Origin of the sequence: Subtercola boreus (genome assembly GCF_003399645.1) — a bacterium.
Taxonomy (GTDB): Bacteria; Actinomycetota; Actinomycetes; order Actinomycetales; family Microbacteriaceae; genus Subtercola; species Subtercola boreus_A.
Genome location: NZ_NBXD01000019.1, coordinates 32,554 through 54,000, shown reverse-complemented (window position 1 = coordinate 54,000; position 21,447 = coordinate 32,554). Strand labels below are relative to the sequence as shown.

Below are 21,447 nucleotides of genomic sequence, written 5' to 3'. Positions count from 1 at the left end.
TGTGCGGCGGTTCAGCGCGGAGCGCGGCGTGGGAGTTTGGGGAGGGCGAGCTGGTCGAGCCAGGCGGCGAAGAGGGCGCGCACCGGTACGGCGGCGTGCTGCTCGACCAGCGTGATGAACTCGGGTGTCGAGATGGTGCCGTGGTGGTGCGTCGCGGTCCACTCGCGCAGCACCCCGAAGAAGGTGTCGTCGCCGATCGTGCGGCGAAGGGCGTGCAGCGCAAGGGCTCCGCGCTTGTAGAGGCGGTCGTCGAACATGCGCGCGGCACCCGGGTCGCTGATCATCAGGTCTTTGGGCAGCCGGTTGACCCGCGCCCAGTGCGTCGAGGCGCACTCATCGGCCGTGGCGTTGCCCGACTCCTCCGACCAGAGCCATTCGGCGTAGCAGGCGAATCCCTCCTGCAGCCAGATGTCCTTCCAGAGGCCGACGGTGAGCGAGTTGCCGAACCACTGGTGGGACAGCTCGTGCGCGATGAGGCGTTCCGAGCCGCCGACGCCGTCGATGTGGTTGCGGCCGAAGATGGCGAGCCCCTGCGCCTCGAGGGGGATCTCGAGCTCGTCGTCGGTGACCACCACTGTGTAGTCCGCGAACGGATACGGGCCGAAGAGTCGCTCGAACAGCGCCATCATGCGGTCCTGGGCTTCGAAGTCGGCCAGAGCGTTCGACCGCAGGTCTTCGGGCAGCAGCACATACTGCGGTACGCCCTCCTGGGACACGTGCATCGTCTCGTAGAGCCCGATCTGCACGGTCGCCAGGTAGGTCGCCATCGGTTCGGTCGAACAGAACTCCCAGCGGGTTCGCGAGGCCCGCGGCGTCCTCTTCACCAATTTGCCGTTGCAGAGCACCCGGTAGGCCGACTCGACAGCGAACGCGATGGAGTAGGTCGCCTTGTTCGACGGATGATCGTTGCAGGGGAACCACGACGGAGCCCCGCTGGGCTGGCCGGCCACGATCACGCCGTCAGTGAGTTCTTCCCAGCCGACCTCGCCCCACGCGCTTCGCACCGGCTTCGGCAGCCCGGCGTATTTGACGACGATGGTGAACTGTACGTCTTTGTTCAGTGCAGTGACCGGGGTGACCACGAGCTTCCGCGCGGTCTGGGTGAGGTTCGCCGAGCGCTGCCCGTCGACGCTGACCTTGCTCGCGACGAGACCGGCGAAGTCGAGGCTGAAGCTCGAGAGCCGCTGTGTCGCGACCGCCGTGATGGTGGCGGTGGCGGAGAGCCGGTTGCCCGAGACGCGATAGTCGCAATCGAGGTCGTAGTGCAGCACGGTGTAGCCGCCGTTGCCGCTGGTGGGCAGGTACGGGTCGCCGAGCGAGCGGGCGCCCGCCGCCGCGAGGGCGGTCGAGGTGGGGCGGGCCATCAGGCACCTGCCCAGGGCGCGATCGGATTGCCCGCCCAGCGCGAACCCCGGGGCACGTGCTCGCCGCGCATCACGAGTGAGGCCGGGCCGACGGTGGCGTCGACTCCGATGGAGGCAGCGGGAAGGATGACGCCGTGCGGCCCGATCGTCGCTCCGTCGTCGAGCGCCACGCTGTCCAGGCTCATCACGCGGTCGTGGAAGAGATGGGTCTGCACGACGACCCCTCTGTTCACGGTGGCGCCCGCCCCGATCGAGATCAGGTCGGCCTCGGGCAGCCAGTAGGTCTCGATCCACGCGCCGCGGCCGATCGTCGCCCCGATGGAGCGCAGCCACCACGCCAGGGCGGGCGTGCCGGATGCGGCATTTGCGAACCACGGGGCGGCAACCATCTCCACAAAGGTATCCGACACCTCGTTGCGCCAGACGAACGACGACCAGAGTGGATGCTCCCCTTGACGGATGCGCCCGACGAGTGCCCATTTCGCTGCGGTTGTGACCACAGCCGCGACCGCTCCGCCGGCGAGCATCACGGCACCGGAGAGCACGATCGTCCAGCCGAGGCCGAGGGTGCCGAGCAGCAGTTCGAGCAGCACGGCGATACCGAGCCCGATCGCGATGCTGATCATCACGGGCACGATGCGGCCGAGCTCCCAGAGCGCTCGGGCGAGCTTCAGCCGGCCGGAGGGCCGGAAGGTGCGGCCCTCGTCGAACTCGGTGACCTGACGACGCAGGCGCACGGGCGGGTTGCCGAGCCATGACGACCCGCTCTTGGCCTTCTTGGGTGTGGCGCTGAGCACGGCGACAAGACCGTTGCGGGGCACGGAGCGACCCGGGCCGGTCATACCGCTGTTGCCGAGGAAGGCGCGCTTGCCGACCTTCGCCTCGCCGATGCGCAGCCACCCGCCGCCGAGCTCGTAAGAGGCGACCATGGTGTCGTCGGCGAGGAAGGCCTGGTCGGCGATGGTCGTCATGCGGGGCAGGAGGAGCACCGTCGAGGCTTCGACGTTCTTACCGACCGTGGCCCCGAGCATTCGGAGCCAGACGGGCGTGAACAGACTCGCGTAGAAGGGGAAGAGCACGGTTCTCGCCGCATCGAGGAGGCGTTCGGTGGCCCAGACCTGCCAGCCGATGCGGCTGCGCACGGGATAGCTGCCGGGGCGGAGGCCGAGGCCGAGCAGGCGGGCAGCGATGACGGTGAGGCCGGCGTACACGATTCCCGCGGCGAGGGTGGCGAGCGGGATGGCGGCCAGGGCCCGCAGGGCAGCGTCGCCGAGGGTGGGGAGAGCCGAGGCCACCGCGGGGAGGGCCACAGCAGCGGTGTCTACGGCGGCCGTACCTGCGGCGGAAGCAGCGGCGGAGCCGGCGGCAGAACCAGCGGCGGAGGCGGCGCCGAAGCCCAGCCCCAGCGACCAGCCCACGACCGCGGCGCCGGCGAGCACCGAGACGACGGGGAGCAGCGAGAGTGCGACAGATCCGAGGGCGAACGCGACGAGCCAGCGGGCGTTGCGGGGCGGGCGCTGGTCGGGCCAGTCGGGGTGCGCCTTGCCACGGCGCTCGGCGGGGGAGCCGGCCCAGAGTTGTCCCGCGGGCACCCTGCCCGCGACGGAGGACCCCGGTGCGATCTCGGCGCGGCGCCCGATGCGTGTACCGGGGAGGAGAGTACTGCGGGCGCCGACGGCCGCATCCGCCCCGATCTGCACGGAGCCGAGACGCAGGACATCGCCATCGATCCAGTAGCCCGACACGTCGACCTCGGGCTCGACCGAGGCGCGGGCGCCGATCTTCAGCATTCCGGTGATGGGCGGGAGGGTGTGCAGATCGACGCCGGGGGCGATCTTGGCGCCGAGTGCGCGGGCGTAGGTGATGATCCAGGGCGCACCGGCGAGGTTCGTGGCGCCCACGAGCTGCGCGATCTGCTCGGCCAGCCAGAGCCGCACGTGCACGCTGCCGCCCCGGGGGTACTCCCCGGGTTCGACGCCGGCCAGCAGCGCCCGCGCCGACGCCACCGAGATCGCCATGCGCCCGAAGGGGGTGATGAGCACGACGAATCCGACGAGCAGCCACCACCACGACACCGTCGGCGCCCACGGGAACACTTCGAACAGCTGCAGAACGTTGTTGGCGGCGAGCACGTAGACCAGCCAGCGCAGGCCGACGAGCACGTAGAGCGGGATGCCGAGGAGCGTCTGCGCGAGCTGGGTCTTCGCCGGGGTGGGCAGCACGGGCGGGCGCGACACCGTGGTGACGGGTGCGCGGGCATCCAGCTCGGTCGCCAGGGCGCCGATGCGCGGGTGATCGTAGATGTCGGCCACCGTGGTCTCGGGGAACCGGGTGCGGATGACCGACACGAGTTGCGCTGCCGACAGGCTGCCGCCGCCGAACGCGAAGAAGTCGTCGTCGGGACCGGTGACGGGGGCGCCGAGAATGGCGGTGAAGTGCCCGGCGATCCAGAGCGCGGTGTCGCTGAGGGCGCCCGAGCCGCCCTTCTTCGCGCCAGCGCCGGCTCCGGATGTCGCGTCGGCCGTCGACGCGTCGGCAGCGGCATGGGCGGCCGCGGCCGGGAGCGGCCAGGGCAGCGCCGCCTTGTCGACCTTGCCGGAGGTGCGTGTGGGCAGCGAATCGACGACCGCCAGCAGCGGGATGAGGGCAGCCGGGAGCGTCTCCCGCAGCGCCTGGATCGCGGAGCCCGTGTCGAAGGCGGTGCGGGAGGCGCCCGCACCGCTCGCACCGCCCGCGCCGCCCGCGCCGCCCTCGGTCGCACCGCCACCCGTGTCGCTGAGCGCCAGGTACCCCACGAGCACCTGGTTGCCGGCGGCGGTGCGCTGCACGACAGCAGCCGCCCCGGCGACACCCGGCAGTGCCTGGATGGCCGCCTCGACCTCGCCGAGCTCGATGCGCCGACCGCCGAGCTTGACCTGGTCGTCGGCGCGTCCCTGGAACAGCAGACCGGCACGGTCGAACACGACGAGGTCGCCGCTGCGGTAGGCGCGCGTCCAGCCGAGGGTCGGCATCGGGGCATACTTCTCGGCGTCCTTCGCCGCGTCGAGGTACCGCGCCAGCCCGACACCGCCGATGATGAGCTCGCCGGTCTCGCCCTCGGCGACCGGGTGCCCGCGGTCATCGACCACGGCGAGCAGCCAACCGTCGAGCGGGAGGCCGATGCGCACCGGGCCGACCCCGTCGAGCTGGGCGCCGCACGCGACCACCGTCGCCTCGGTGGGGCCGTAGGTGTTCCACACCTCCCGGCCGTCGACCGCGAGCCGGGCGACGAGCTCGGGTGGGCAGGCCTCGCCGCCGAAGATGAGCAGGCGCACGAGCTCGAGCGACTCCAGCGGCCAGAGCGCGGCGAGAGTGGGAACCGTCGACACGATCGTGACGCCGTGCGCGATCAGCCACGGCCCGAGGTCGACGCCCGAGCGCACGAGCGACCGGGGCGCCGGCACGAGGCACGCGCCGTGCCGCCAGGCGAGCCACATCTCCTCGCAGGAGGCGTCGAACGCGACGGAGAGACCGGCGAGCACCCGGTCACCGGGGCCGATGGGATCGCCCTGCAGGAAGAGGCGCGCCTCGGCATCGACGAAGGCGGCCGCCGAGCGGTGCGTGACGGCGACGCCCTTCGGGGTGCCCGTCGACCCCGAGGTGAAGATGATCCAGGCGTCGAGGTCGGGGGTGGGGCCACCCACCACGGGCAGGGTGCCGGTCGCCGAGCCGAGGGTCGCGATGCCGGCGGTCGACGGGTGCGCGCCGGCCGCGGCCCCAGGATGCTCGGGGGCGGCAGCATCCGGAGCACCCGCCGCAGCATCCGCAGGAGCGGTCGCCGCAGCACCCGCACCGCGCCCCGGCGGCACCGCTGTCTCCCGCAGCACCAGCTCGCCGTCGACCCCGATCACGCCCACCACGGCCGCCTCGCCGAACACCAGCGCGGCACGCTCGTCAGGGTCGTCGGCATCGACCGGAACGTACGCCGCCCCCGCCACCAGCGTCGCCAGAATGCCGATGTAGAGCGTGCGGGTGCCCGACGGGATGCGGATGCCCACCCGGTCGCCCGGTCGAACACCCGCCTCGGCCAGCCGCGCCGCCGCACGGTTGACCTCCCGCAGCAGCTCGCGGTAGCTCAGCGTTCCGCCCGTGTCGGCCAGCGCAGAGGCCTGCGGGTTCGAGACGGCGCTCGCGTGCAGGATGTCGACCAGCGTGCGCGCATCCGGCGTGGGCCCGGCCGAGAGGATGCCGTCTGCGGGGGGAGTCATGCCGGATTCCTGTTCTGTCTGAGAGTGCCTCGGAGTGTAGCGGGCACCGGTGACACGGAGGTAAACCGGCCGCCAGTCTAGGTGCAGAGCGGTGGCGGGGCGGCGCGCCCCGCCACACAGCAGAGCATTCGTCAACCTGCCAGCTCGGGACAGCTTGATCCTGTAGAACTGTGGCATGCGTACTCCCGCCGCCCTGGTCGCCGCCTCTGCTGCCTCGATCGCTCTGGTGATGGCGCTCGCCGGCTGCTCCGGGTCACCCGAGCCCGCTCCGAGCGCGAGCGTCGACTGCAGTTTCACGGCTCCCGGGCCCGCCTCCGACTCCGTGTCGGTCAGCGGAGACTTCGACACGGCGCCCACCACGACGTTCGCCACGCCCGTGACGAGCGACATCACCGAGCGATCGGTGGTCATCACCGGGACCGGGGCTGTCGCGACATCCGGGGCCCAGGCCACCGTCGACTTCACGCTCTACAACGCCACAACCGGTGCGCAGCTGTTCAGCACGCTCGACGCCGGCGGCCAGGCGCTGCCCATCATCGTCGACGAGTCACAGTTCCTCCCGGGGCTCGTCAAGGCCGTCGCGTGCTCGGCCGTCGGCTCGCGGGTCGTCGTGGTCGTGCCGCCCGGTGATGCGTACGGTTCCGACGGCAACGCCGCGCTCGGCGTCACACCGGCCGACGCGCTCGTCTTCGTGGTCGATGTGAAAGACGTCGGTCCGGCACCGACGCCCACCGCCACGACCGGCACCACGACGGGGGAGTGAGTACCGTGCGTCGCGTCATCATCCTCGGCTCCACCGGTTCGATCGGCGTGCAGGCGCTCGACGTCATCCGGGCGAACCCCGAGCGCTTCGACGTCGTTGGGCTCGCCGCGGGGACGAACCGGGCGGCAATGGATGCCCAGGCCACCGAATTCGGCGTGACCGACACCGCCCTGGGCGCCGACGAGGCCGAACAGCTCGTGCGGGGCGTCGAGGCCGACGTCGTGCTGAACGGCATCACGGGTTCCGTCGGACTCGGCCCGACCCTCGCCGCGCTCGAGACCGGTCGCACCCTGGCGCTCGCGAACAAGGAGAGCCTGATCGTGGGCGGCGAGCTCGTTCGGGGCATTGCCGCTCCCGGCCAGATCGTGCCGGTCGACTCCGAGCACTCCGCGATCGCGCAGGCGCTGCGCTCGGGCACGGCGGCCGAGGTCGACCGGCTCGTGCTCACCGCCTCGGGCGGGCCGTTCCGCGGGCGCACGCGCGCCTCGCTGGTGAAGGTGACCCCGCGGGAGGCCCTCGCGCATCCGACCTGGGACATGGGGCTCGTCGTCACGACGAACTCCGCGACGCTGGTGAACAAGGGCCTCGAGGTGATCGAGGCGCACCTGCTGTTCGATGTGCCGTATTCGCGTATCGCGGTGACCGTGCATCCGCAGTCCGTCATCCACTCGATGGTGGAGTTCATCGACGGCTCGACCCTCGCGCAGGCCTCGCCGCCCGACATGCGGCTGCCGATCTCGCTCGGTCTCGACTGGCCGCACCGCGTTGCGGGGGTCGGTGCGCCGCTGGACTGGTCGACCGCGCACTCGTGGACCTTCGAACCCCTCGACACCGAGGCCTTCCCGGCGGTCGAACTGGCGAAGCAGGTCGGGCGCGCCGGCGGCACGGCGCCCGCTGTGTTCAACGCGGCGAACGAGCAGGCCGTGGCGGCCTTCCACGACGGGCGCATCGGGTTTCTCGGCATCGTCGAGACGATCCAGGATGTTCTGCAGCAGCACGAGCCGGACGACGGTGAGCTGACCCGAGAGTCGCTGTTCGAGGCCGAGCTCTGGGCCAGGCGCGAGGCCGACCGGTTGATCGGCAGGGCGTGAGCCGGGCATCCTGAGCGCTGGGTGACTTCGAGGGGCGCATTCAGCCCCTGCCCAGCGCCGACCTTCTGCCGGGGGCTATCGTGTGCAGGTGGATAACGTGCTCCTCTACATCGTCGGTGTGGTCATCGTCGCGCTCGGCCTCGCGATCTCGATCGCCCTGCACGAGGTGGGGCACCTCGTGCCCGCCAAGCTCTTCGGCGTCAAGGTCACGCAGTACATGGTCGGTTTCGGGCCCACCGTCTTCTCCAGACGGAAGGGTGAGACCGAGTACGGCGTCAAACTGATTCCGTTCGGCGGCTACATCTCGATGATCGGAATGTTCCCGCCGCAGAAGGAGGGCGGAAAGGCGCGTCGAGCGACGACGGGCTTCTTCCAGACGCTGATCCAGGATGCCCGCAAGGCCAGCCTCGAGACGATCGGCGACGACGACGGCCGCTCCTTCTATCGGCTACCCATCTACAAGCGCGTGATCATCATGCTCGGCGGGCCGACCATGAATCTCCTGCTCGGAATCGTCTTCTTCGCCATCGTGCTCTGCGGCTTCGGCCTCGCCGGTCCCAGCACGACCATCGGCAGTGTCAGCTCGTGCGTTCAACCGGCGGGAAGCACGAGTACGACGTGCGCCGCGAGCGATCCGGTGTCGCCGGGCAGTGCGGCGGGCATCCTGCCGGGGGACCGCATCGTGAGTGTCGACGGCCAGGCCATCTCGACCTGGGACCAGGCGACCGCGATCATCCGGCAGTCGCCGGGGGTCGCCCTCTCGGTCGTCGTCGCGCGGGACGGCGGCGAGCAGACGCTCAGCGTCACGCCCCTGCTCACCGAGCGCGCGGTCACCGAGGTGGTGAACGGGCAGTCGGTCGCCAAGACGGATGCGAGTGGTGCCGCTGTCACCGAAGACGTCGGTTTCGTGGGCATCGGCTACGCGACCGAGTTGCAGCCGCAGCCGCTGACCGCGGTGCTCCCTTTCGTCGGCGAGAACATCGGCGGCGTCGCGAACACCATCTTCAACCTGCCGGCCCGCATCGTCGGAGTCGCCGACGCCGCGTTCGGCGGAGGCACCCGCGACGCCAACGGGCCGATCAGCGTGGTCGGGGTCGGCCGGGTGGCGGGGGAGATCGCGACCATCGACATCCCGCTCGCCAGCAAGGTCGCGACACTGGTCGGGCTGCTCGGGTCGGTCAACATCGGGCTGTTCGTGATCAACCTCGTGCCGCTGATGCCGCTCGACGGCGGCCACATCATCGGAGCGCTCTGGGAAGGCCTGCGCCGCCAGCTTGCGAAACTGTTCAAGCGGCCCAACCCGGGACCGGTCGACACGGCCAAGCTCATGCCGCTCACGTTCGTGGTCGTCATCTTCCTCGGCGGGCTCAGTGCGCTGCTGGTGTACGCCGACATCGTGAACCCGGTGAACCTCTTTGGGTAGGTGCCGTGGGCGCCGCTGAGGGTGCTGAGCGTGGTGAGGGTGCTGAGCGTGGTGAGGGTGCACAGCGTGGTGAGGGCGCACAGCGTGGTGAGGGTGCACAGCGTGGTGAGGGCGGCGTGAGCGGGCCTGCCGGAGCGGATGCGGCGGGTGAGCCCGCCGGCCGACGGTGGTCGTGGGCCGATGAGCGTCGACGACGGGCGGAGTCCGCTCGGCGACTCGAGGAGCGGCTCGTGGGTTCGAGGGGTGCCGGTGTCGAGGGGCCGGCGACCGGCAAGGCCGCCGTGCACCCGGCCCCGCAGTACCCGGCCCCGCAGCACTCGACCCCTGTGCCCCCGGCCCCGCCGCCAGCGCTCGGTCTGCTCGACCTCGACCACCCGGTGACACGCTTCGGCCCGCCTCCGGCCGTGCGGCTCTGGCTGCCCGTCGTGATCTCGTTCTTCGTGCAGGTCGTGCCGGCGGTCATGGCGTTCGACCGGGGCGACCGGGCACTCGGCGGCTTCCTCGGCGTGCTGTTCGCGGTGGTCGGCCCGCTCGCGCTCATCGGCGCGCGGAGATTCCCCGGCCCGGTCGTCGCGATCGCCACCGCTGTGTCCTGCGCCGACCTGCTGCTCACCCCCGGCTCCGGCGCCCCCTACCTCGCCCTGGCTTTCGCGATTCTGTCGGCGATGGTGCGCGGCGCGCGCAACTGGGCCGTCGCATCCGTCGCCACGGGCTGGGTGCTCGCCCTGGTCGGCGCAATCCTGCTCGGAATCGACTGGCATCCGTTCCGCACCATCGCCACCTCGCTCGGTATCCTCCTCGTGCTGGTGATCGGTGAGATCATCCGTACCCGGGCTGAACGTCTCGCCCTCTTCCGTGCCGCGATGCGCAAGCGGCGTGAGGATGCGGCGCAATCCGAACGCGAACGCATCGCGCGCGAGCTGGGCGACGTTCTGGCCCACTCGCTGTCGCTGATCACCGTGCAGGCGGGCATCGGCCTGCACCTTCTCGACACCGAGCCCGAGCAGGCGCGGGAGGCGCTCGCCGAGATCCGGGCGACGAGCACGACGGCGCTCGACGAGGTGCGGGGCGTGCTCGGCTTCCTCCGTTCCGAGGGCGGTGTTCCGGGCTCGTCGGCGACGGATGCCGCGCCCACCCTCTTCGACGACTCGACCTTCCCCGGGGATTCCTCCTCTCGCATCCGCGCTTCCGGCTGAACGGCAGCCGACCGTTCGGGGGCGACGGGCGGGCCCGGAACGGGCGAGGGGTAAGCTGAACGCGTGGCAGCAATCAACTTGGGTATGCCCAAAGTCGTCGAGACTCTGGCCCCCCGTCGCAAGTCCCGTCAGATCAAGGTCGGCAAGGTGCTCGTGGGCGGTGACGCCCCCGTGAGTGTGCAGTCCATGTGCACCACCCCGACCACGAACATCAATGCGACGCTCCAGCAGATCGCCGAACTCACCGCCAGCGGCTGCGACATCGTGCGCGTCGCCGTGCCGAGCCGCGACGATGCCGAGGCCCTGCCGATCATCGCCAAGAAGAGCCAGATCCCGGTGATCGCCGACATCCACTTCCAGCCAAACTACGTGTTCGCGGCGATCGACGCCGGGTGTGCGGCCGTGCGGGTGAACCCGGGCAACATCCGCAAGTTCGACGACCAGGTGGGCAAGATCGCCGCGGCGGCCAAGGCTGCCGGAGTGAGTATCCGCATCGGTGTGAACGCCGGGTCGCTCGAGCCCAGCATCATGCAGAAGTACGGCAAAGCGACCCCCGAGGCCCTCGTCGAGAGTGCCGTCTGGGAGGCCAGCCTCTTCGAGGAGCACGACTTCCACGACTTCAAGATCTCGGTGAAGCACAACGATCCGGTGATCATGGTGAAGGCCTACCGCCAGCTCGCGGCCCGCGGCGACTGGCCCCTGCACCTCGGCGTGACCGAGGCCGGCCCCGAGTTCCAGGGCACGATCAAGTCGGCGACCGCCTTCGGCATCCTGCTCGGCGAGGGCATCGGCGACACGATCCGCGTCTCGCTCTCGGCGCCGCCCGCGCAGGAGGTCAAGGTCGGCCTGCAGATCCTGCAGTCGCTGAACCTGCGTGAGCGCAAGCTCGAGATCGTGTCGTGCCCCTCCTGCGGCCGTGCCCAGGTCGATGTCTACACCCTTGCGAACGATGTCACCGCCGGGCTCGAAGGGATGACCGTCCCCCTCCGCGTCGCGGTCATGGGGTGTGTCGTGAACGGGCCCGGCGAGGCCCGCGAGGCCGACCTGGGTGTGGCATCCGGTAATGGCAAGGGCCAGATCTTCGTGCGCGGAGAGGTCATCAAGACCGTCCCCGAGGCCGACATCGTGGCCACCCTCATCGAGGAGGCCAACCGCCTCGCCGCCGAGATGCCCCCGGGTGAGCTCGGCTCGCCGCAGGTCGTCACGGTCTGACGCATGGGCGTGCAGATCGCGCGGCCGGCCCCGCCGGCGTTCGAACTGCGCGTGCCCCTCGAGGGTGACGCCGACGCATGGTTCGCCCTCTTCGACGATGCCGAGGTGATGCGCTACATCGGCGACGGCCGGGTCCAGCCGCTCGAGTGGTACCGGGCTTTCGTCACGCGCCAACAGGCCCTCGCCCTCGAGACCGGCCTCTGCCTGTTCTCGCTGGTCCGCACGGGGACGGCGGGGGAGGTGGCCGGCTTCGTCGGCCTCCAACCGTGGACAAAGCCGTGGGGCCCGACCGGCCGCCTCGAGCTCGGCTGGCGGCTCGGCCCAGCGCACCGTGGTCTCGGCCTGGCAACCGCTGCCGCGCGGGTCTGCCTCGCGAGAGCCGCAACCCGCGGCATCCGTCAGCCCGTCTCGATGATCGACGCCGACAACACCGCCTCGATTGCGGTCGCGTCACGCCTCGGGATGACGCTTCAGAGCGAGCACGTCTCGCCGTCGGGCGCACGGGTGCTCGCCTACGGCTTCGCGCCGTCGGTCTGACCCCCCCGTCGTCAGTCTGACCCCCCCCGCCATCGGTCTGACCCCGCCGTATTCGCTGTGCGCGCAGCCCTCGACGGGGCGCCGCCTTCGCTGAGGGCGCCGGCCCGCGCTGTTAGCCGAACTAATGAGCTAGGCTAATGAGGTGCCGACAACTACCCTTCCCACAGCGCCTCTCGGTGCGCCCGGCTCGGCGTCCAGCCCCGCGGTCGACGATCTTGCCGCTCGGTTGCGCCCAGCGGTGCTGCGTGTGTCGCGGCGCCTGCGCGCAGAGAAGGCCGATGACGAGCTGAGCGACTCGCAGTCCGCCATCCTCGGCTACCTGCAGCACAATGGGCCGAGCACTCCCGGCACCCTTGCGACATTCGAACGTGTCACTCCGCCCTCGATGAACCGTACGATCAATGCCGTCGTCGACGCCGGATATGCCGAACGCAGCCCATCCGCCGACGATGGCCGCAAGGTGGTCGTCTCGCTCACCGCCGAGGGTCAGGCGCTGGTGGCAGAGACCCGTCGCCGGCGCGACGCCTGGCTCGACCAGAGGCTCGCCGAGCTGAGCCCCCAGGAGCGTTCCACCCTCGAGTCCGCGGCGATCATCCTGCGTCAGCTCGCTGACAGTTGAGCGCCATGTTCCGGTCGCTCAGCGACTACAACTACCGTGTCTGGTTCGGCGGCGCCCTGGTCTCCAACGTGGGAACGTGGATGCAGCGCACCGCCCAGGACTGGATCGTGCTCACCATCCTCACCCAGAACGACGCGGTCGCGGTGGGGGCGGTGATGGCGCTCCAGCTCGGCCCCCAGCTCCTGCTCGTGCCCTGGACAGGGTTGGTCGCCGACCGCGTCGACCGCCGAAAGCTGCTGATGGCGACGCAGGGGGTGATGGGCATCCTGGGCCTGGCGCTCGGACTCATCGTGCTGACCGGCGCGGCCCAGCTCTGGCAGGTGTACATCTTCGCCCTGCTTCTGGGCATCACCAGTGCCTTCGACGCGCCAGCACGGCAGTCCTTCGTGTCGAACCTCGTCTCTGACAAGAACCTCTCGAACGCCGTTGCTCTGAACTCGGCCTCCTTCAATGCTGCGCGGATGATCGGCCCGGCCCTGGCGGGTGTGCTGATTGCGGTGGTCGGATCGGGCTGGGTCTTTCTGATCAACGCCGCGAGTTTCGGCGCGGTGCTCTTCTCGCTGACCCGGATGCGACGGGAGGATCTGCGGGTGCCCAAGAGGTCGAAGGGCGGCCCGGGGCAGCTGCTCGACGGCTTCCGCTACGTGTCGAAGCGGCCCGACATCATCATCGTGCTGGTCGTCATCGCCATCATCGGAACATTCGGCCTCAACTTCCAGATCTTCACCTCGACGATGACGACGGCGACCTTCCATCTGGACTCCACAGCATTCGGACTGCTGTCCTCCGTGCTGGCGGTCGGCTCGGTGACGGGCGCGCTGCTGTCCGCCCGCCGGGAGCGGCCCCGTCTCGGCCTGATGTTCGCTTCGTCTGCCCTCTTCGGCCTGAGTTGCCTGCTCGGTGCGCTCGCCCCCACCTACCTGACCTTCGCGCTGTGCCTGGTGCTGCTCGGCTTTGCCGCGCAGACCCTGATGACGACCGCGAACGGTACCGTGCAGATGACGACCGCGCCCGAATTCCGCGGCCGGGTGATGGCGCTCTACGTGGCCATCTTCATGGGTGGCACGCCCATCGGTGCGCCCATCGTCGGTTGGGTCGCCAACTCGTTCGGGCCGCGCTGGGCCATCGGCGTGGCGGCGGCGGCCGGGTTCGCCGCCGCGATCGTGGGACTCGTCTGGATGGTCAGGCACCAACACCTGCGCCTCACCATGCAGCTGCACAGCTCCCCGCACTTCATCGTGTCGCACGACGGCGACACGCGGTCGCTCGACCTGCTCGAGACGCATCCCACCGCCACCATCGAAAGGGACCGCCTGGCCGACGACCTCCTCGAAGACGAGGTCGCTGACAAACGCTGAAGATCACTCTGACGATTTCTCATGGGAGCTGATTTGTTGATATTCTCTCACTCATCGAGATGAGAGGTCGGTGCAGCGTGAAGACACGAACAGGTACTGCGGATGCCCAGGGGCGCCCCGGGGCAGCGCACAATCCGGGGCTGCGGCTCCTGGCGGTCGGCGGTGCGGCTCTCGGGCTGCTGATGGCCGGCTCCGGATCGGTTGTCGGCCCGGTGTCGTCGGCCTCTGCGCTGTCGGACTCTGGGCTGTCTTCTTCTGCGATGTCTTCTTCTGCGATGTCTGGCTCTGCGGTGCCTTCTTCCGGGGTGTTGGCCGTCGCAGAGCCGGCCCCCGGTCTCGGGCAGGAGCAGCTCGCCGCGCTCGGCGAGGCGGGTACGGTGTACCTCAGCGGAACGTGGTCGGGATTCGTGAACTTTCCCCTCCCCGACGGAACGACGGCCTGGTCAGACGAGGTCGACTCCTCCTTCAGCTGCAGCGGTTTCATCGCCGGTTCCGAGGGCTACGTCGTGACGGCCGGTCACTGTGCGGATGTCGCGGAGGGCAAGACCGCCCTCGTCGACCAGTTCCTCTCGAACGAGATCGACAACGGCGACATCACCCAGGAGGAGGCGCAGGCCTACATCGCCGCCGGCGCCGAGGAGGCCTGGCCGGTCGAGGGGCAGAAGACAGGGGAGCCGCCGGTGCTGGCGATGAAGGTCTATCCCGCCATCACGATCTCGAACGACGACTCCACCAGCTACACCGCCGTGCTGCAGGATGACCGGCCCATCAGCCAGGGCGATGTGGCACTGTTCAAGATCGACACACCCACCCCGCTGCCGATGCTGAGCGTCGCCCAAGACGACCCCGCCACAGGCCAGCAGGTCAATGCCATCGGCTACCCGGGCAACGTGACCGACCTCGTCAGCGGCAACCCCCAGCCGACGTTCGCCGTCGGCCAGGTCAGCGGGCGCCAGCAGACCGATGGTGGTCCGTTCACCCAGATCGGCGTGACGATGAGCCCGGGAATGAGCGGTGGGCCTGTCATCAACGCCAGCGGCGAGGTCGTCGGCACGATCAGCTTCGGCCCCTCCGGCGACACCCAGCAGCTGAATTTCGCCGCCGCGCGGGAGACCATCACGGCACTCCTGTCGCGAAATGGCGTGAAGGTCGAACTGACCGACGCAGACAAGAGCTTCCGTCTCGGGCTCGACGAGTACTTCTCGGGCAAGTACCACGCAGCCGCTGCCGATCTCGGTAAGGCCCTCTCGGCCAACCCCGACAACGCGATCGCCCAGCAGTACCAGTCCAAGGCGACAGCGGCCTTCCCACAGGAGAACACGACCGGCTGGGTGATCTGGGTGATCATCGGTGTCGCGGTGTTCCTCCTGCTGGTGGTGGGTCTCGTGATCCTCCTCGTTGTGCGAAGCGCCGCCAAGCGCCGCCGCCAGCGCGAGCAGCAGACGACGGGCCCTGCAACCGGACCGGTCGGGCCCGAAACCCCATCGCAGGTGGCGGTGACACCCACGTATGCCCCAGCCCCAGCACCAGCGCCAGCACCAGCCCCTCCCACCCCGACCCCGCAACCCACGCCTCCGCCGGCCGCCGAGCTGCACTGCGCGAACTGTGGCAACACACTGGCAGCGGGCAACCGGTTCTGCACGGGGTGCGGCCAGGCCGTCCCGGCGCAGGCGGCAGGCCACGGCTCGCTCACGCAGGGCCATGAGCCCTCCGCCGCGACGCCCTAGCCCGCCGCAATAGACTGTTCCGGTGCCTACTCGCCTCACCAATTACTTTCTGAAGACCCTCCGCGAAGACCCCTCCGATGCCGAGGTGACCAGCCACCGCCTGCTCGTGCGGGCCGGTTACATCCGCCGTCAGGCACCGGGGATCTTCGCGTGGCTGCCCCTCGGCCTCCGCGTGAAGGCGAAGATCGAGGCGATCATCCGCGACGAGATGACCGCAGCCGGGGCGCACGAGGTTCACTTTCCGGCCCTGCTCCCGAAGGAGCCCTACGAGGTCACCGGTCGCTACGTCGACTACGGCGACGGCATGTTCCGCCTCGCCGACCGCCGCGGTGTCGGTTACGTTCTCGCCCCCACCCACGAAGAGGTCTTCACCCTTCTCGTCAAAGACCTCTACAACAGCTACAAAGACCTGCCTCTCTCGATCTACCAGATCCAGGACAAGTACCGCGACGAAGCGCGACCCCGTGCTGGCCTCCTCCGCGGCCGCGAGTTCACGATGAAAGACGCGTACTCCTTCGACTACACCGATGCCGGGCTCGATGTCTCCTACCAGGCGCAGCGTGATGCCTACGAGCGAATCTTCACCCGTCTGGGCCTCGAGTACGTCATCGTGAAGGCCGACGCCGGCGCGATGGGTGGCTCGAAGAGCGAGGAGTTCCTCCACCCCACACCCGTCGGCGAAGACACCTTCGTGCGCTCTGCGGGTGGGTACGCCGCGAACGTCGAGGCGTTCACCACGCTGGTGCCCGCAGCGCTGCCCACCGAGGCTCTGCCCGCACCCACCGTCTTCGACTCGCCGAACACCCCGACCATCCAGAGCCTCGTCGCTCTTGCCAACGCCGGGCAGCCTCGGGCCGACGGTCGCGAATGGACGGCGGCCGACACGCTCAAGAACGTCGTTCTGGCGGTCACCCAGCTCGACGGAACCCGCGAGCTCGTCGTCGTGGGCATGCCCGGCGACCGTGATGCCGACCTGAAGCGGGCCGAGGTGGCGTTCCAGCCCGCCGAGGTCGAGCCGGCCAACGATGACGACTTCGCGAAGTTCCCCGGTCTTATCAAGGGCTACATCGGCCCCTGGGTCGAGGGCGGCGAGAAGCCTGTGCTGGGCGAGGAGTCCACCACCGGCATCCGGTACCTGCTCGACCCCCGCGTCGTGACGGGAACGCCGTGGATCACCGGAGCGAACGAGGCCGAGAAGCACGTGTTCGGGCTCATTGCCGGGCGGGACTTCACGGCCGACGGCTTCGTCGAGGTCGCGGATGTTCGAGACGGCGACCCCGCGCCCGACGGTTCTGGCCCCATCGAGACTGCACGCGGCATGGAGATCGGGCACGTCTTCCAGCTCGGTCGGAAGTATGCCGAGGCGCTCGGGCTCAAGGTGCTCGACGAGAACGGCAAACTCGTCACCGTGACGATGGGTTCGTACGGAATCGGTGTGACGCGCATTCTCGCGATCATCGCCGAGCTCAACAACGACGACAAGGGGCTGATCTGGCCCAAGGCCGTCGCACCCTTCGACGTCTACGTGGTCGCCACGGGTAAAGACCCGGCCGTCTATGCGGCCGCAGAGAACATCGTCGCCGATCTCGAGGCATCCGGTCGTGACGTGCTCTTCGACGACCGCCCCAAGGTCTCACCGGGGGTGAAGTTCCGCGACGCCGAGCTGATCGGCGTTCCGCGCATCGTGATCGTGGGCCGCGGCGTGGCCGACGGAACCGTCGAGGTGTGGAACCGCACGACGGGCGACCGGGTCGAAGTGGCCCTCGACGGGGTCGTCGCCGCGCTCTGAGTAGAGCCGCTCCGGGCCCTCAGACGGGCGCCCGGCGCCCTAGCACGCCGAGACCCCCGACGGGAATCGGTACCTCCGTGGGGCAACTCACAACCAGCTCAACCTAGACTTGATCGATGTGCCGCCACAGGTCGGCTGCACGAGGCGTATCTGCACAGCGCGTATGAAGGACTCCATTGACTGAATCGAATGCCACTTTTCGGCATCAGAACTCCGCTCTGCTCGCGGTGAAAGCGCGACTCGCGCCGCTCGTGGTGACGTCTGAGGAGATCGACATCCGTCTGGCAGAGGCCCTCACGCGCCTCCGTCTGCCCACGGGCCTCCTGCAGCGGGTCGCCGGTGTCATCTCCCGCCGCAATTGGGACGACACGGGCACCTTCGACGAGGCCGCCGCCGGAGCCGCGGGCGAGGCCCTCCGCGAAGCGAACGTCGACCCGAAAGACGTCGGCCTGCTGATCAACACGTCGGTCACCCGCAAGCACCTGGAACCGAGTGTGGCGGTGGGCATCCACCACGCCCTCGGCCTGCCGTCGTCGGCGATGAACTTCGACATCACGAACGCGTGCCTCGGTTTCGTGAACGGTATGACGCTCGCGTCGCAGATGATCGACTCCGGCCAGATCAAGTACGCCGTGATCGTCGACGGTGAAGACTCGAACGAGATCCAGGCCAACACGATCCACCGCCTCTCTCAGCCGGGCATCTCGCGCAAGGACTTCGTGAATGAATTCGCGTCGCTGACGCTGGGTTCCGGCGCCGCGGCGGCCGTGCTCGGCCCGGCCGACAAGCATCCCGAAGGCCACCGCATCATGGGCGGCATCTCTCGGGCCGGCACCGAGCACCACCTGCTCTGCGTCGGCGACAAGGACGGCATGTTCACCCACACCAAGGAACTGCTGGCGGGCGGCATGGCTCTGGTCGTCGAGGCCTGGAAAGAGGCCAAGGGCTCGTGGGACTGGCAGAAGATGGACCGCTACATCCTCCACCAGGTCTCTGACGTACACACCGATTCGATCGTCAAGGCCGCCAAGCTCGACCGCCAGAAGATTCCGCTCACCTACCCCGAACTCGGCAATGTCGGCCCGGCCTCGCTGCCGATGACTCTGGCGCTGGAGTCGTCGAAGCTCGTCAAGGGCAACCGTGTGCTCTGCATGGGGGTCGGGTCGGGCATCAACACGGCCATGACCGAGATCGTCTGGTAGTGAGCCCGAAGCCCACGCTCGAACCGGCGTCACTGCCGCACAGTCACGGACCGTCCGGGGAGTTCCCGGGCCTCGACGAGCGGTGGTCCCGGCTGGTGACGGCTCCAGACTCGGCGGGAGTGTCCCGCACCTGGCATCTGCTCGACAACCTCGGGCTGCTCGAGGAGGCCGGGCGCACGCCGACCGGCACCATCCTGGCGGTGCACGGTAACCCCACCTGGTCGTACCTCTGGCGGTCGGTGCTGGCGGCGGCGACGGATGCTGCGCTCAGCGGTGAAGCGGAGCATCCCGTCTGGCGGGTCATCGCTGTCGACCAGCTCGACATGGGTTTCTCCGAACGCACCGGCGTCGATCGCAGCCTCCCTGAGCGCGTCGCCGACCTCGGAGCACTGACGGACGCGCTCAGCGTTGGCGGCCCGGTCGTCACGCTGGGCCACGACTGGGGCGGTGTGGTCTCGCTCGGCTGGGCGGTCGATCATCCTGAGCTGCTGGCGGGGGTGATGCTGCTCAACACCGCTGTTCACCAGCCCGAGAACGCACCGCTGCCGGCCGCCCTGCGCCTCGTGCTGCAGCGATCGCTCCTGGCCGCCAGCACCGTGCGAACGACAGCGTTCCTCGATACGACGCTGGCGATTGCACATCCGGCGCTGGCTCCGGATGTTCGGCGGGCCTTTCGCGCTCCTTATCGGTCGACAGCTCGCCGAGCCGGCATCGGTGCATTCGTCGCGGATATCCCGGTCGACGCCTCGCACCGGAGCTTCGCCGAACTCCGCCGGGTGTCATCGGCCGTGGCGCGTCTCACGGTGCCGGCGCTGATGCTCTGGGGCCCTCGCGACACGGTCTTCAGCGACCGTTATCTCGGCGACCTGCTGCGCCGTCTGCCGCACGCCGACGTGACCCGCTTCGAGAAGGCCGGTCACCTGGTGGGCGAAGACGTGCCCGTGGCGCCGATGATGCTGGCCTGGCTGGCCGACAATTTCACGGTGCCGGGCAAGGCGACGGCTGCTGCACTGACCGAGGTGCCCGATTCGCCGGCTCCCCACACTGCGGAGCCCGCGTTCCGGCCGCTGTGGGCCACCCTCGACGAGCGCTTCGACGACTCTTCCGCGGCCGTCGTCGAGATGGCGCCGCGGGGCGCCCCGCGGCGGAGCGGCATCCGTACCGTCAGTTGGCGTCTGCTCGCGCGCCGCGTCGACGACGTCGCTGCCGGGCTCGCAGCGTCTGGGGTGAAGCGCGGGCACCGGGTGTCACTCCTGGTTCCGCCGGGCGCCGATCTCACCGCGGTGCTCTACGCCTGCCTGCGCCTAGGAGCCGTCGTCGTGGTCGCCGATGCCGGGCTCGGTCTCGCCGGTCTCGGCCGCGCCGTGCGCGGCGCCCGCCCCGACCACATCATCGGCATCGGGACCGCGCTGGCCGCCGCCCGCACCCTCGGCTGGCCCGGCCAGAAGATCTCCACGACGACACTCCCGTCGCCGGTCGCCGCAGCCCTCGGCGTCACCCGCTCCCTCCCGCAGCTGGTGCGCCTCGGCGCCGCGACCGCCGCCCCGCTCCGCGGGCCCGACCTCGCGCGGAGCCCTGCCTCCACGGTCGGGGTCGGCGCGGGTGAGGAGGAGGCGGAGGCCTCCGCGGAAGGCCCTGCGGAAGCCATCGCCGACACGGTCGCCGCGATCCTTTTCACCTCGGGGTCGACAGGGCCCGCCAAGGGTGTCGTGTACACGCACCGGCAGTTGAGCGCACTGGTGGAAGTGCTGCGCGCCCGGTACGACATCGGGCCGGGCACGGGGCTCGTCGCCGGGTTCGCGCCGTTCGCGCTGCTCGGCCCGGCGCTCGGAGCCACGTCGGTCACCCCGGCGATGAACGTCACTTCACCCAAGACCCTCACCGCCCACGCCTTCGCCCAGGCGGCGCAGGCGGTCGACGCCACGGTCGCGTTCGCCTCGCCCGCCGCCCTGCGGAACGTTCTCGCGACGCCGGATGCCCTGACCACCGCCGAGCGCACGGCCCTCGGCCGCGTGACGACGCTGCTCTCAGCAGGTGCGCCACTGCCCGCCCCGCTCCTGCAGCGGGTGCAGGCGTTGGTGCCTTCCGCCAGCATCCACACCCCGTACGGCATGACCGAGGGCCTGCTGATGACCGACATCACCCTCGAGCAGATCCTGGAGGCTGAGGCTGAGGCTGAGGCAGAGGCAGCGGGGGAGTCAGGCGCGCCACCCGCCCCTGTGGGCGTCTGCGTCGGCACCCCCGTCGACGGAGTCGAGCTGCGTCTGAGCGCCCTCGACGAACTCGGCGTCGCATCCGGCCCGCTCTCCACCGAACCCGGCGTCACCGGAGAGATCGTCGTCTCCGCTGCCCACCTCAAAGACCACTACGACCAGCTCTGGCTGACCGACCGCGAGGCCACCCGCGGCACGCCCAGCGCCGCCGCACGGCCCCGCACCGCCGCACCTCCCCGCACCGCCCAGCGCTGGCACCGCACCGGCGACGTCGGACGCTTCGACTCCCGCGGACGACTCTGGGTCGAGGGCCGCCTGCCACACGTGATCACCACGGCCACGGGCATCCTGACCCCCGTCGGCCCCGAACAGTCCACCGAACGCCTGCCGGGTGTGCGCCGCGCGGCCTTCGTCGGCGTCGGCCCCCGCGGCACCCAGCAGGTCGTCGCCGTCGTCGAGCCCACCGAGCCCACCGAGCCCACCCGCAGACGCACCCGTCGGCCCGTCACCGTCGCCGCGCCCGAGCTCGCGGCCGAGGTTCGCCGTGTATCCGGAGTCGACGTCGTCGCCGTGCTGGTGGTCGCCGAGCTGCCCACCGACATCCGCCACAACTCGAAGATCGACCGCAGCGCTCTGGCTGTCTGGGCCGCGGCGGTCCTGGCCGGCGGTCGGCGGCAGAGGCCGTGACCCTCGGCGGAATGACCGG

Annotated in this window: 14 protein-coding genes; 12 read left to right on the top strand and 2 right to left on the bottom strand. The window is 70.0% G+C overall.

From position 1 onward, the window contains the following. Positions 1 to 11 precede the first annotated feature (11 nt). Both B7R24_RS09645 and B7R24_RS09640 read right to left on the bottom strand, forming a co-directional pair. Positions 12 to 1,364, bottom strand: a complete 1,353-nt coding sequence (locus B7R24_RS09645) for a M1 family metallopeptidase (RefSeq protein WP_116418763.1) — start codon at positions 1,362 to 1,364, stop codon at positions 12 to 14. Continuing rightward, positions 1,364 to 5,611: a Pls/PosA family non-ribosomal peptide synthetase gene (locus tag B7R24_RS09640; protein ID WP_116418762.1), complete on the bottom strand. Its 4,248-nt coding sequence runs from the start codon at positions 5,609 to 5,611 to the stop codon at positions 1,364 to 1,366. The genes B7R24_RS09645 and B7R24_RS09640 overlap by 1 nt, the downstream gene beginning before the upstream one ends. Before the next feature lie 175 nt (positions 5,612 to 5,786). Between B7R24_RS09640 and B7R24_RS09635 the strand changes: the two genes are divergently transcribed. From B7R24_RS09635 to B7R24_RS09580, 12 genes are all read left to right on the top strand, one after another. Then, positions 5,787 to 6,374 carry an FKBP-type peptidyl-prolyl cis-trans isomerase gene (locus B7R24_RS09635; protein ID WP_116418761.1) on the top strand — a complete coding sequence of 196 codons (588 nt, stop codon included), beginning with the start codon at positions 5,787 to 5,789 and terminating at the stop codon, positions 6,372 to 6,374. 5 nt (positions 6,375 to 6,379) lie between these two features. Continuing rightward, positions 6,380 to 7,465, top strand: a complete 1,086-nt coding sequence (gene dxr / locus B7R24_RS09630; RefSeq protein ID WP_172582785.1) for a 1-deoxy-D-xylulose-5-phosphate reductoisomerase — start codon at positions 6,380 to 6,382, stop codon at positions 7,463 to 7,465. 88 nt (positions 7,466 to 7,553) lie between these two features. After that, a complete protein-coding gene (locus tag B7R24_RS09625; RefSeq protein ID WP_116418864.1) occupies positions 7,554 to 8,888 on the top strand; it encodes a M50 family metallopeptidase in 1,335 nt (444 codons plus the stop codon). Between the two features lie 116 nt (positions 8,889 to 9,004). Further along, on the top strand, positions 9,005 to 10,084 hold the full coding sequence (locus tag B7R24_RS09620) for a sensor histidine kinase (RefSeq protein ID WP_147304011.1): 1,080 nt from the start codon (positions 9,005 to 9,007) through the stop codon (positions 10,082 to 10,084). An 84-nt stretch (positions 10,085 to 10,168) separates the two neighbouring features. Further along, positions 10,169 to 11,296, top strand: a complete 1,128-nt coding sequence (gene ispG, locus B7R24_RS09615) for a flavodoxin-dependent (E)-4-hydroxy-3-methylbut-2-enyl-diphosphate synthase (RefSeq protein WP_116418758.1) — start codon at positions 10,169 to 10,171, stop codon at positions 11,294 to 11,296. Between the two features lie 3 nt (positions 11,297 to 11,299). Next, entirely contained in the window at positions 11,300 to 11,833 is a 534-nt protein-coding gene (locus B7R24_RS09610) for a GNAT family N-acetyltransferase (protein WP_116418757.1), read from the top strand. A gap of 142 nt (positions 11,834 to 11,975) precedes the next feature. Continuing rightward, the gene (locus tag B7R24_RS09605; protein ID WP_116418756.1) at positions 11,976 to 12,452 is read left to right on the top strand and encodes a MarR family winged helix-turn-helix transcriptional regulator; all 477 of its coding nucleotides are present in this window, start codon (positions 11,976 to 11,978) and stop codon (positions 12,450 to 12,452) included. Positions 12,453 to 12,457: 5 nt separating this feature from the next. Then, on the top strand, positions 12,458 to 13,810 hold the full coding sequence (locus B7R24_RS09600; protein ID WP_116418755.1) for an MFS transporter: 1,353 nt from the start codon (positions 12,458 to 12,460) through the stop codon (positions 13,808 to 13,810). A 77-nt stretch (positions 13,811 to 13,887) separates the two neighbouring features. After that, positions 13,888 to 15,537, top strand: coding sequence for a trypsin-like peptidase domain-containing protein (locus tag B7R24_RS09595; protein WP_172582777.1), 1,650 nt, complete (start codon positions 13,888 to 13,890; stop codon positions 15,535 to 15,537). Between the two features lie 22 nt (positions 15,538 to 15,559). Further along, a complete protein-coding gene (locus B7R24_RS09590; protein ID WP_116418753.1) occupies positions 15,560 to 17,326 on the top strand; it encodes a proline--tRNA ligase in 1,767 nt (588 codons plus the stop codon). Positions 17,327 to 17,502: 176 nt separating this feature from the next. After that, positions 17,503 to 18,528 (top strand): 3-oxoacyl-ACP synthase III, encoded by a 1,026-nt coding sequence (locus tag B7R24_RS09585; RefSeq protein ID WP_116418752.1) that lies wholly within the window; start codon positions 17,503 to 17,505, stop codon positions 18,526 to 18,528. Continuing rightward, positions 18,528 to 21,428 (top strand): alpha/beta fold hydrolase, encoded by a 2,901-nt coding sequence (locus B7R24_RS09580; RefSeq protein WP_216363667.1) that lies wholly within the window; start codon positions 18,528 to 18,530, stop codon positions 21,426 to 21,428. The genes B7R24_RS09585 and B7R24_RS09580 overlap by 1 nt, the downstream gene beginning before the upstream one ends. Positions 21,429 to 21,447: the final 19 nt, after the last annotated feature.